This window comes from Roseibium sp., assembly GCF_965276855.1.
Lineage (GTDB): Bacteria > Pseudomonadota > Alphaproteobacteria > Rhizobiales > Stappiaceae > Roseibium.
Genome location: NZ_OZ255700.1, coordinates 3,921,550 through 3,934,145 on the forward strand (window position 1 = coordinate 3,921,550; position 12,596 = coordinate 3,934,145).

General features: G+C 50.3%; 10 protein-coding genes. 4 read left to right on the forward strand and 6 right to left on the reverse strand.

All coding sequences use genetic code 11. From position 1 onward, the window contains the following. Window positions 1-632: 632 nt before the first annotated feature. From ACQY4Z_RS18065 to ACQY4Z_RS18075, 3 genes are all read left to right on the forward strand, one after another. Complete coding sequence (locus ACQY4Z_RS18065) at window positions 633-824, forward strand: hypothetical protein (protein WP_428523571.1); 192 nt, start codon at window positions 633-635, stop codon at window positions 822-824. Window positions 825-847: 23 nt separating this feature from the next. Beyond that, complete coding sequence (locus tag ACQY4Z_RS18070) at window positions 848-2,059, forward strand: methyltransferase family protein (protein WP_428523573.1); 1,212 nt, start codon at window positions 848-850, stop codon at window positions 2,057-2,059. A 122-nt stretch (window positions 2,060-2,181) separates the two neighbouring features. Next, window positions 2,182-3,399: a cytochrome P450 gene (locus tag ACQY4Z_RS18075; RefSeq protein ID WP_428523575.1), complete on the forward strand. Its 1,218-nt coding sequence runs from the start codon at window positions 2,182-2,184 to the stop codon at window positions 3,397-3,399. On the opposite strand, the gene ACQY4Z_RS18080 is transcribed toward ACQY4Z_RS18075, so the two are convergent. Further along, complete coding sequence (locus ACQY4Z_RS18080; protein ID WP_428523577.1) at window positions 3,391-3,849, reverse strand: thiol-disulfide oxidoreductase DCC family protein; 459 nt, start codon at window positions 3,847-3,849, stop codon at window positions 3,391-3,393. The two genes, ACQY4Z_RS18075 and ACQY4Z_RS18080, sit on opposite strands and share 9 nt — an antisense overlap. On the opposite strand from ACQY4Z_RS18080, the gene ACQY4Z_RS18085 reads away from it, so the two are divergent. Then, on the forward strand, window positions 3,742-3,966 hold the full coding sequence (locus ACQY4Z_RS18085) for a hypothetical protein (RefSeq protein WP_428529751.1): 225 nt from the start codon (window positions 3,742-3,744) through the stop codon (window positions 3,964-3,966). The two genes, ACQY4Z_RS18080 and ACQY4Z_RS18085, sit on opposite strands and share 108 nt — an antisense overlap. Window positions 3,967-4,133: 167 nt before the next feature. Here the strand turns inward: ACQY4Z_RS18085 and ACQY4Z_RS18090 are convergent, their stop codons facing one another. The 5 genes from ACQY4Z_RS18090 to ACQY4Z_RS18110 form a co-directional block, all read right to left on the reverse strand. Next, a complete protein-coding gene (locus ACQY4Z_RS18090) occupies window positions 4,134-7,946 on the reverse strand; it encodes a CHAT domain-containing protein (protein WP_428523579.1) in 3,813 nt (1,270 codons plus the stop codon). Next, entirely contained in the window at window positions 7,943-8,821 is an 879-nt protein-coding gene (locus ACQY4Z_RS18095; RefSeq protein WP_428523581.1) for a hypothetical protein, read from the reverse strand. Before ACQY4Z_RS18095 ends, ACQY4Z_RS18090 begins: the two co-directional genes overlap by 4 nt. Next, window positions 8,814-10,169 (reverse strand): CHASE2 domain-containing protein, encoded by a 1,356-nt coding sequence (locus tag ACQY4Z_RS18100; protein WP_428523583.1) that lies wholly within the window; start codon window positions 10,167-10,169, stop codon window positions 8,814-8,816. Before ACQY4Z_RS18100 ends, ACQY4Z_RS18095 begins: the two co-directional genes overlap by 8 nt. Before the next feature lie 1,476 nt (window positions 10,170-11,645). Further along, entirely contained in the window at window positions 11,646-12,398 is a 753-nt protein-coding gene (locus ACQY4Z_RS18105) for a hypothetical protein (protein WP_428523585.1), read from the reverse strand. Continuing rightward, complete coding sequence (locus ACQY4Z_RS18110; protein ID WP_428523587.1) at window positions 12,395-12,592, reverse strand: hypothetical protein; 198 nt, start codon at window positions 12,590-12,592, stop codon at window positions 12,395-12,397. Before ACQY4Z_RS18110 ends, ACQY4Z_RS18105 begins: the two co-directional genes overlap by 4 nt. Window positions 12,593-12,596 lie beyond the last annotated feature (4 nt).

Here is a 12,596-nt window from a genome sequence, read left to right on the forward strand (position 1 = left end):
GCTGTGCGTTTCGTTGAATTTAAGTAAATGAATAGGTTGTGTTTGTGTCAGCGGAGGTCCCAAGAAACAGCGGTTATGCAGAAGATATGCCTTCTGAGACTGAAGTCGAACCGTGTCAACTCCCAAGGCGTGCAAACAAAGGGCGGTGTTCGATGCCCGATGCATAGACATTTCCTGTGAGGCGAAGATCAGGGTCGAGTCCTAAGCAAAAAATGTCTAGCTTCGCGTTGAAAACCCGTTCGCCAGAGCCTTCTAGTTAGCAAAGTTATGACATCTGTTCTGCAAACCATGGAGTTAAGATCGCAAGATGAACAAGGTGCGACCATGTCCAGCAAACGTCTGCATGCAAGACTATAACTTTCTTTCATTATAAGCCGCCTTGGTCTGTGGTGAGAATTTGCTTACGTGTACTTGTCTAAAAACTGTATTCCCCATCGGGCTTTTATATGACATTCAAAATCAAACCGCTGGTGGTTGTTTCTTTGTCGGGCGTCGTGACAATAGCTGTCGCGGTTCGAGGGTTTGAGGTTGTGCGAGAACTACAAAAGTCAGAGGTTTCCGCATTTCTCGCCTTTCCACTTGCTGTCATGATCCCCGCTTTGGCTTATCTTTTTTTGGCGACGCGGCGAGGCATGTCTTCACAAGAGGGTGTTTTGATGCAGCTTGGTACAATGCTCCAGCTGCTACTCATCATTGCGTTGCCGAAGTTTGCCCTTTATCTCGCGTTGGGCTTTCCGGTCGTCTTTCTGGTGATCGAGATTTTTGAAACGCGATTTCCGGTGAAGATCCGATCGTGGGTCAAAAAACAAGTCATTACATGTTAGACTTAGATCTGCCGGAACCTCTTATGCTGGCCCTGAGATGGTTGCTCTTGCTCGGGCCGATTTGTTTAGTGCTGTTTTGCGCGTTTTTTCGCCCAACATCTGAGCGCGCAAAAATCGGAGGTTTGTTCGCTTTTCTCTATGGTGTGCCATTGATCTTTGTCACACATTCGTTGGCCATTCACTTCGGTTGGTGGCGCTACGGTTGGGATACCTTGATGCTTGATGGGATTCCGGCAGACATACTCATTGGCGGCGCTATACTTTTCGGTCCTGGACTATTCTTTGCCTTTCCGAATATCGGCCCTCTGGTGATATGCTTGCCGATTATTATCTTTCTGCACGCCACTCTGTTCAGCTCCTTGGAACCACTTGTGTATGCTGGCCCATATTGGTTGCCGGGTGTGGTCTTTGTCTTTGCCACCGCTCACATCCCTGCGATCTACCTTGCCAAATGGACCGCAGAAGACCGTCATCTTCCGATGCGCTGTGCGTTGCTTGCAATTATGACGGGCGGGATGATTTTTGTCATTTTGCCTTCACTCATCATGCAGGCGATGGGTGGAGAATGGGGGCTGCTTGAGCGTCCGGTATGGAGCAGCGTATTAGCAGCAGTATTTTTGGGTATTGCATCAGTCATCGGTCTATCTGCGAACCAAATGCTATGCTTGCAAGGGGGCGGCACTCCAATCCCACTCGATCCGACAAAACGTCTCGTGCGGTCCGGGATTTATGCTTACGTCTCAAACCCTATGCAGCTTTCTGCGGCACTCTGCTGGGTCATCCTTGGCGTATACCTTCAAAATGAATGGGTTATTGCTGCTGCGGGAATGGCGTGGGTGTTTGTTCAGGGCATGGTGCGCTGGCATCACCGGCATGATCTCCTAAAGCGTTTTCCCGAAGGTTGGCCTGAATACAAAGAAAATGTGCCTGAATGGTCTCCGCTTTGGAAGCCTTGGGTTCCAATACCTGCACGCTTTAGCATTGATGCTGCGGAAGTCGTTTGGCCGAGAGCGCTGCGCGGGGCAACTGGCCTCACCATCGAAACCAAGAAGGGAACATCAGCTTACCAGCCAGCCGGTGAAACGCGCGAGTTTTTCGGCCTCGAGGCACGTTTGTTCGCCCTAACCCATATTAATTTTGCCTGGGCGATCGCGGCGCATGCAGCTTTAATCATTGTTTTGGCGACAAAGTACGTTTTGTCTAAAGTTGTCCGACCAGCAAAGGCGCGGTTATGACGGGGCCAAGACTGTTGCCCTCAAACCCTTCGGCTTTCATGCTCGGTCTTGATAGCTTGGCAGCAATTCGTGGTGACCAGCTAAGTTTTTACGCACGCATGCGGGAGAAACACGGGGACCACGTGGCTCTTCGCCTTGGCCCTTTCAAATCTCACCTGTTTTTTCATCCTGATCACATTGAGGCTCTGCTAGCCCGCAACTCCCACTCCTTCATACGTTTCAAAAAACTTACAAGAGTGGTGCGGCAGTGGAATGGTAACAGCCTACTTGTGGAAGAAGGGGAAAGCTGGCGAAACCGCCGCAGGAAAGTTTTACCTGCGTTTCAGACGCGTAGGTTGCCCGCATATGGTAAGGCAGCCGTTATCGAAGCGGAACAGTTGTGTCGCTCATTGCGCGGAGCATATGCAAAGGGCGCACTCTGCTTCGATACAGATGCTGTAATGGCCAAGCTCACATTAGACATCGCCACTCGAACGCTATTTGGCGCGTCTCCGCGCGAAAATGGATTTGAGATAGAACGAGCGATCCAAATCCTGTCGGACACAGCCTTTTCCGAGTCGACCTCGCCGGCCTCACTGCCGGATTGGTTGCCTCTTAAGCGAAAACGCCAAAAGCGTTGGGCAATGCAAGTGATGGATGATCTGGTCTCCGGCCTTGTTCGTGCCGGAATGGATAGGCCCGAGGGCGAAAACTCAACAGACTTGTTGGGCTCCCTTATCGAGCACCACCAAGGAAATTTCACCGACATACGAGATGATGTCATGAGCCTTCTTATCGCTGGGCATGAGACTTCCGGTGCTCTGCTCAGTTGGCTTTTTGCATGCTTGGCGGTTTTCCCTGATTGTCTTACTTCAGTGCAGACTGAATTGAGGCATGTTCTGGGTGGGGCGTCACCGACACCCGAAGTGCTCTCAGACTTGCCGATCCTCCGTGCGACGATCAACGAAACGCTCCGTCTTTACCCTCCTGCATATACGCTTTTCCTTCGGGAAGCTGCTGAACTAGTTGACATCAACGGTGTGAAGCTGGCGAAAGGAGACTTGGCTCAGATCGTACCGTTCACAACGCATCGTGATCCACGTTTTTTTATTGGTGCAGACAGGTTCGACCCAAAGCGGTTTTTGAAAGAGCCGACATGGCCGCAATTTGCTTATTTGCCGTTTGGTGCGGGGCCTCGCGTTTGCATTGGGCAGAATTTTGGGCTTATGGAAAGTTGTCTCGTTGCGGCAACGATTTTGCAACGGATGTCGCCGCTTCCTATGAAAAGCCTGCCAACACCATCCGCCAAGTTTTCATTGCGTCCGGCCGGAGGCTTGGAGATGGACTGGCGTTTAGTCTAGAAAGCGCTGCCGTTGTTCGGGAGTTGGCATAAGGCAGTCTTTCTTCATCCCGAACCAACGCAGCCGATTTCTTGCGACGATATCATATGTCGCGTCTCGTAGTGCGCGGGGAATGAAACGTAAAACACGAAGCCAGGACCAAGGCTTTTTAAGTTCACTCAACAAGGTCAAGGTTGCGTCTGATTTCGTCAGAGCCTGTCCTCGCCGGACCACCAAGTAAGTCAGATTGAGGTCTTCTGGTTCGAAACCAAATTTCACCGCAATTGATTTCCCAAGGGGTTTTCGAGACGATGCAAAGCGTACATTTTCGGATGCCTCGTATCGCAGGATAAACCTGACCCAATGGCTGCACAGAATGCAGTCACTGTCGAATACAACGACAACACTATCATCGAAATCGCTGACTTCGTTTTCGGTTACTTCCGGCAGGGTGTTCGCTCTTACATTCATCGCGGCTACTACACAGTCTTAACCCGATTTCAGCATGCCAAGACAAAAAAATTGGTCACGCGCGATTATCGGGGCCAAAGCCGACCATCACTCAAATACTGGAGCCGTCTTTGGTGAACTACGATAACTGGGCCGCGCCAAGTGCGAAGTCCTAGAGAAACCGCGATGACGCTTTGGGGATGCTTTCTGGGGTCGGCAGCTCTGCCGTGCCAAAACCCGGAGTATCAGGGGAGCCGCAATGGGTAGCTGATGTCAGTTGGTCCACATCGCCAAACAGCGCCGAACTATCCGCCCACAATCTCAAATGGTGCCCAAAGGGCCGGATGTGCGTATTTACCGTCTGGTTGAGTGCGCAAGTCCCGCATTGAGCGTTGAAGCGCTTCTGAATAGGTCAGGTCGGGTTCGCTTTGTTTGTGGCGAACCATGCCAGTGGTCAGGGAGGTTGCTGACGCTGAATCAACTGCCCAATGCGATACCAGCAAGTTTCTGGCACCGGCCAGGAAAAACGATTTTGCCAGACCGGAAAGACCTTCAGCTCCTTCGCCTTCCGGTGCGGCGGTATTACAGGCTGACAGAAGCACGATATCCGCATTCAGGTTTAGTTGGGCGATCTCACTCGCCGCCAAGAACCCATCGTCTGCCTCATTGCTTTCTTTAGGCGGGGTCAGTACCAGGCCGGGTTCTTGAAGACCTGTTAATTCACCAGCGACCAGTCCGTGTGTCGCAAATGCAACCGTTTTATAGGCGCTCAAGTCCTGAGCCCTAAGGTTGGGCTCATTAGCGGCTTCTCCCAAAAGCAAAGCTTCGTCCGTTGCATTATATTCGGTTTGAAGTGTTTTGAGTTCGTCCTGAGTGTCTGGCAACCTCGGCAACTGCCTCAAGGTTTCAACGTTTACCGCGCCGCGGGTGGAATAGATCGCGCTTGCGAGCAGTCCGCGGCTTGTTTCTGGTTCCCCCTCCAGCGCGGGATCGCCGATACCGAGAAATGGTTTTGGGGAGGGAGCAGGATTTGATGCGCTCCGGAGCATGACAAACGCACCAGGAGATGGCAGCCGGGATACTGCATAGCTGTCACTCAGCCACTTTGTTTCAGATAGATTATTGTCTGCTGAGGCTTCGACCACGAGGGCGCTGAAAGGAATGCTCTCTAACGCTCCTGTAGGGATCATGATCAACTTGTTCACGCGTGATGGAAGTTGGTCTATTACGGACGCCAATAGGCTCTCATAGAGCGTTTGCGTTTCCCTTTGCCTAAAACGAGGCAAGCGACCACCCCGTATCTCGAGGCCGCGCCGTAGATTGCTGACAAGGCCCTCCAGATCAGATCTGCTTAGTTGAGACTCAACAACGAAAATGTCCCTGAATGTTTGAGCGACGACAAGTGTCGTTTCCATACCGGATATGAAGCTGATTACGGCTTCATCGGTGTTTAACTCCCGGCGCAAATCGCGATCTGAAACCGAGATGGCCCCAGCCAATTCAACATATTCAGGAAACTCTGCTTTCAATCGCGTATCCAAGGCATCGACCGCATCCTGCAACCGTTTTTTCTCGTCCGGTTCGTTTTCCCGGTCTGTCTCTTGCCATTTCCGCCGCAGGTTCTCACGCTCGCGGGCGAGTTCCGCTAATTCCGGCGAGATTGAATCAAGCCTTGCGCCCAGGCGGGTTACGGTCCGGCTCGTGGAGGTCAGATTGAGCAACTGGGCAATCTCGAACAGAGCGGCTTTGTGTTCCCGGTTCTCCGGCTCATATGCCCGTAGAGCAGTTACCGCTTCACGCAACGCGTGCCGTGCAACACGGGCAATCACCTCTCGGGTTTCATTGCGGTTGAAGCTTTGGCCAGCCAGTGTCCCAGACACGTATTCGATGAGCCCGAATGCATCCTCCGCTGCGGCCTTTTGGTCTCCGATCTGTCGCCTGGCAATCATTCGACCGTGAAATGCGCCAATGTTGGTTTCCCAATCTTCTGTGAGTCTCTGAGTTGGAGAAAAACGTGTTTCTGCAATCACCGGCAAGCCGATAATTAACCAACGCCACCCGTCGAGATATGTTTGACGATCGAATTCCTGTGACAGCCAGCTTATGTCGACATAACCGGGTGGGCTGGCGGCTCTGTAACGTTCTGCAGCGGGTGTCGCCCAAGTTCTTGCCAGATTGATCTGGCCATTGCTTTGAAAAGAAGCCGCAACTCGAACTGGATTTACAGCATCACTATAATTGAGATCTGCGTTTCCTTGATCAGATTTTTGAAACTCACTTAAAGTAAGTTTTTGACTGATTATGTTCTTCTCTTGTTTGCTCGGCGTCCAAATGTCGAAATCGATACGGTCTCCGGTACTCCATCCGTCATCCCCGCCGAGGTTTGCTTTGTAATTATCACTTAGTGTTTTGTACTTTCCTTCGTGGATCAATTTAAATAAGCCGAAGTCGGGCTCTACATATCGAGCTTCTAATGGCAGGCTGCTAACGCTACTACTGCTATCATTAGCGGTATTTTGATCGGAAAGAGCACAGAGGTAGTCTCTAATAAAATTGTATTCTAAATCTGTACGTAGTTTGCAAATGTGCTTTGCCAGATTACTTGAAGTGAGACGGAAATAGTTTGGGAGCAATTTCCACTTCTGGATCCAGCCCTCTTCAAGCTCTTCTATACTCTCATAGTCTATTTTAAGTTGATCGCCTTGAAGCGTACTGTTCTCCGAAATAATCCAGGCATATTTTTTAAGTGCAGGATATTCATCTACAATTTTTTCACTGACGTTTTCATACGCTTCAAAAAACCCATCAGGTTTTCCATAATTTTTGTGAATTTCAGCCAGCCGAATTAAGTTTCGTTCATATATTTCTTCTGAAAAATTGCTTCGAGTCGATTGTTTTTTTTCGAAATATTTTTTGGATATATTCAGAATATCGATCGCCTTATAGTAGTCTCCGGTCTGTGTAAGGAAATAGGAAAACTCTCTTGCATCACAGTACTCTCGGACGCCTAACGAGCCATCATGCTGGATCGTTAAGGGAATGATCTTGCAAAAAGCGAAAGCCTCATCATGGTGACCTGCGTCATATATTTTCACGATGTAGTGCAATAAAGCGGTTCTATTATTTACCCTTATATTTTCATTTTTTATTATGATCGGAATGCGTTTTTCAGAAAAAAATCTGGCTGCGATTCCATCGTACTCTTTGTATGGGTTTGTTGCTTGGAGGAAATCACTAAAGCTGTATTCCCGTCCAGGGTACGTGGGGTCATAAATATAGAATATGCTTGGTCTTAGTAATTGGGAGAATGTGTTTATTTCTCTTTGATTTGTTCTGTATTGCTCCCAAGTTTCTTCTAAAAGTTTGCGAACTTGATGACTATCACCATTTTTTGCGAGTTTTTCTCCCATCATCCGAATCCGCATTAGTTCGGCAGATATGGACGCTGTTAAGTTTTCTGCCCGTGCAAGGCGTTTGCGTGCAGCTCCGACAAATTGTTTGTTTCCAGTGGCTCGAGCAATTTTGAGTTCGCCTTCCGCAACTTTCAGCTTTTCATCTGGATGCTGAACAGCGTCATACAAATACGGGAAAAATTGCAGTTGCCACGCATGGTCATCGAACCGCTTCCAGTGGATCGCTAGGCCCTGACGCAAAGCTTTCTCAGCGTCTTCATAACGCTTGGCTTTGAGATGAGCCCGGCCCATCATCAAGTACGCCCGTGCTCTATGAATTGTCGCCCCGACATATTGCCGTTCAAATGGCTTGAGCAGCGGCTCTCCAGCCTCAAGTGCTCTTATTCCCCGTCGCAATTGATCTTCCGACTCTTTTCCGGAGTAGAGCAAGCCTCGACGTACAGCTGCCTCGCCGATGTCTATGAGAAGCGCTCCCACCTGAACCGAGTTCTTGCCGTATTGCGCTTCTGCAAGATCGATTAGGCGTGTCAGCTGTGTCACGGCTGCATCGAGCTGTTGCATCGTGGCATTTTCGTTTTGAGCCACGGCCTGCAACTGCGGATGGGCCCCGCCAATGGTGAGGCCTTCCGCGAAAGAAGATGCAGTTCCGATAAGGAAGAGGGCGAAAGCCGACAATACTCTGGCAAATACGGAACGGAGAATCACGGCCAATCTCCAAAATCGAGTGCTGCTAGTCCGACGTCTTTGAGCCTGCCCGAAGTTTTGAGTTCAAAGAGTTGCTGAGAAGTCTCGAAAGCATATTTGCCGTTTTCAGTGCCTGCGATTTCCAGAGCCTGTAAAATGAACTCGTGCGTGTCAGAGATGTTCCTGAGGGCGGCTAGGTCATCAAAAGCGTCTTGAGTTGCAGCCGTAAATTCGTATGTGGTCGTCTGTTCTGTGCCTTTGCCAAGCCCAACAATGCTTAATCGATACTGCGCCCCCTCAATCAATCTAACGTTTAGGAAATACTCTCGGTCGTTGCCTTTGGTTCGAGCCTCCGACACAGTTTCACCAGCTTCTGTTTCAATCCGAATGGCAAATGGAGGGGCACCGTCGACCCATTTGACACGGAGTATCCTATCGCCTGCGAGAACAAACGGGGCTGCGGCAACGTCCAATGTCGCTATGAACGGGGCACGTCCATCACGGCTGGCCATTGGCTTCTTTTGTAATTCACTGTCCCACCAGGCTAAGACCGCAAGCGCCTCTGAAAAACGATCTCCCAGACTTCTGCCTTCGTCCTCATCCAGCGTGGTCGGGGTGTTGGATACGTCTAGTTTGATCACCTCGCCGTTGGTATGAAGATCAAGCGAAGCTTCATTTTGAACGGTGATGACATCTCCTGAACTCAGCTCCTGGCCGAGGAAAACATCGATAGGATTGCCACTTCGCGTAATTGATAGGTCGGTTTTTGGGCCATTGAAATCAACAATGAAGCCGGCGGATTGAGCGAGACAAACGCTCGTCCAGAGCATTGCAAAAACGCTAGCGCAGAAGCGCAGGACACTGTTCTTCAAATCAACCCCCGAGCAATCAATCATTCAAAAACGAGCGCCATCCTTTTCGAGCGATGACGCTGTCATAGAGAATATCAATCAATGATAAGAGTGCAATTAGCGCAACGAGAAGTGCAATTGCTAATTGAATGATGTCAGCAGCTGTAGAAGCTGTGATGAGCCAAGCGATTGATACATATGCGATCACACAGACACAGAAAAACAGGACGGCAAAGACGAATTCACGGAGGAACCTGAACATCGCCAAGCCAATCAAGGCGATCAGGGCAGCGAGTGCATTTAAAGCTGTTTGAGATAGCTTGATAGAGGTCAGGACATTTGGTGCTTGTAGTATAGAATTCGCCAAAACTTGCACACCAAACATCTGACCCACTGGGGTCTGATGGATGTCCCGGCTCGACCTATGTGTCGCACCAATCAGAACAACCCTGTCTTCAATCGCTGAGCGTGAAACCTTGTCCGTCAAATAATCGCGTAGTGGCCATTGAAATACGGCGGGCACTTGTTGCCCATCCCTTGTTCCAACTTTCACGTCCAATGGGACAGCACTCGCGTGATTGTGCAAGATGTAGGATATTGGCGCTGTTCTGGCGACGATTGTTTGTGGTTCGGAGAGACTGAGTAATTTTTTCTCTGATGTTCCGTCACACAGCTGATCCTCGATTTGTCGCCAGTTTAGATTTTGCTCTGTTGAAGCACCAAAATGATGGATGGCTAAGGTCAATTGGGCAGAAAAATATGCGGTGCCATCATCACATTCCTCTTCCCATTGGTTCCATTGGCGAACCACACCCTGATCATCAAGAAGATAGAGCGTGTTAAACCATCTGATGTTGTCTTTCGCTCCAACATGGTGGTCGAAAGGTGTGTTGATGCGATGTGTCTCATCAGCGTTGGTAACGAATGATCCGGCAATGAGAAGGAGCGGATCTGCTTCATTCCAATTTTCAAGAGCCTTATGAAGCTCTGCTTGGTCTTTGTCCGTGGTCTGAGCAGCGATCTCATAGTCCAGCACGATCGCAGTGGCTCCTTCAGACCGAATGCGAAGGAGCGTTTGCGCTAGCACTGACCGACGCATCGGCAGTGGACTGCCTAGTGCCTCAAAAGTCTCGTCGTCGACCTTGAGGATCGTCACCGCCAATTCAGGGTTCGGTATCATCCCTGAACTGGCTGCAAAGGCGTGGACAACATCAGGTTCCGGTGGATCGATCAACGGCGCAACAATGTCGGTGGAGGTTGTTGGCCAAATCAAAAAAGCTGAAACGAGTGCAACTCCAAAACACCAGGCGAAAATCCTGCGCTTTGTGTCTTCCGATAAGTCTTTCAGTGAAACATTGGAAATGAGGTTCTTAGCTGATCCAAGGAGTTTCAAAGCCAAATTTCCAATCAATTTTGAAGGTGCTAACTGACAGATTTACAACCAGATCTGTTTGTGCATTTCAACATAATTGCTTTACGCCAGGTTTATATCGTGGTCCGAGCAACTGTTATCGAAGCGCTTCTTTCAATGGTTTTCGCAAATCGGAGAGTAAGCGATCGTCTGCCTCAGCTATGACTTGGCTGACTAAGACACATCTGGGTGGTCCGAAGCATTTGACGATCAAAAGCCGATTTTAGGCCCCGCTGACTGGTCAGAATAAGGAGAAGTCCTAAATGAACCGCGATGATGCGTGGGTGATGCCTCTTGAGCTCACCAGCAGATCCACTCCAATTCCCGGAACATTTGGTTCAAAGTTGGTTCACAAAAGTTCACAACGCTCGTTTCAGCGTGAACTTGTTTCAAAATCCCGAACAACAAATCCGTCCGACTCCAGGATCCGCTGTTCATCAACCGGCCGGTTCGGTTGTATTAAGTGCAAATTAAGTCAACAGCATCTGCGCGTTTTCGCTCAACCGCAAACGTGAACCCGCACTTTACTGCTGATCGCCAAGTTCGCTTCAGCGTCATTTTTAAGCCGCGCCGTTGAATCTGCTTCGTGGCGAGATCGGGCCGGATAGTTCCAGCCATCAAACGGATAGTCTTCCGGCTGTCTTAACGGCTGTCATTCATTCGTTCGAGACATGCGATCATCATCTCATGGTCGATCGCGAAACGCCTATGTAGCCCTTGCCCCGACATAGATGTGCGTCCGGACCGATAGTTCTTGAAACGCCAGATCGACAGGGAAGCTCCATGGCGCGCTTTTTGTTTGGCGTGTGTGATTTATCGTTGAGAGTGCGCAGCGCGCGCCAGTGACTCTTAAAATCGATCCTCGGGCATGCCTGGTGTGTTTTGTCGAGTTGATTGTTAGCCGGGCAGGGGGAGGAGTGCGGAAACACCCGCCATCTTGGTTTTGTGTCAAGACTTGGTGCCAAGCCCCGGAAGGAAAAAGCTGACGACGTTTCACGATGTCAAAGAGCGCTCGTCGGGCCGGAACGGCCCATCGAGCTGGAACAGTTTTCTGTTCTACTTTCCGGACGAGAAAACCTGACGCTTCGCTGACCTGGAGGAAGGGAGCGGAGAGCGCCGCAGGCGCGAGCCGGTGCCTTTCATTCTGATTTTCCTGTTAAAGCCAGACCAAGTCTTATTCCGGGATGGTATTGAGATCTTCTTTTCAATCTCTTCCGGGAGGAAGATTTTATACGCCCGGTGCGAGCACAATGCCGGAGCCGAAGGCGACGGCTGTGCGCAGCGCCGCGTCCGAAGGGCGCTCTCTAATATGTTTTTATTGTTCTTTCATTCTATTGTCTAAGGCAGGAAGTCGGGGCAAAAACCAAGGAAATCCAAACTGTTCCGGCATTCTTGCCCTGTTTCTGTTCTGCCGGTGCTCTGTTTCTGAACTGCGCTAGTTCGGCTTGCAATGGGCAATCATTCAACGTCCAGACCAAGCTTTTTGCATGCGCTCACATACTTCTCCTTGTGCCGGAATGGCCGGTCGCTGATATGCCTTCCGATGAGGCTGGTCATCTGCTTGAGTGTGTTCCCGTCGATCGGAATGTCCAAATGCTTGAGCATGGTGCCGATCGCCAAAAGGTCCGCCCATTCTCGCTTGTCTACCCCGGCTTTAAGAGAACGGTTTTGGAGGTCGATTTTGTGACGCTCCCTGGCACGATGAAATACCCTTTGGGATGATCGATCAGTGTCGAGGAGCAAGGTAACGTTACCAAGACGGCAATGTTGAGGTCCGAATGTGTCGTGAAGTTCGATCAACTCCAGCTTCTTCAAGGTTTTGCCTTTTGAACGCGTAAACCTGTGCGCGGCGTCAAAGTCAAACTCTGCTCCAAAGATCGCCTCAGAGATTGCGTTTTGCTGTGGCCTATGACCGGCGCACCAGCAATAATGCAAATCGATGAGACGAACGATGTTCGCTAGCTCCACAGCATTGCCTTTCGGGGCCTTGCTGCGGGCAGGTTGCGGACGAAATGCCGGTGCCGGTACTCCCTTCTCAGCGGCTGCAAAGCGCTCATTCAGTACCAAGTGACAAGCAGTGAACTCGTTCTTCAAGCGCCCTGAAAACGAAGCCGCGTCTGGCTCAGCTTCGATGGTCTCTTTCAGCTCTTGGAGCAGCTCAAGAATGTCAAGAGACTGACAGTTCCTGAAATGCTTCAGGTTCTTGGTCATGCTGCGTCTTTCTTTTTCTGAAGGTTTTCGTTTGCGGGTTGAGGGTCTTTGTCCGAACACTGCGCTGTGGTGTAGAAGTGCTTCTTGGTGGCTGTGCGGAGGCGCTGCAGTGCGCGTGCGGCAATGCTCAAGATCCAAGAGCCGTGATCGAGAGCCGGTGCGTAGAGGAGCCGGAGCAGTTCCAGAGGGTACATTTGG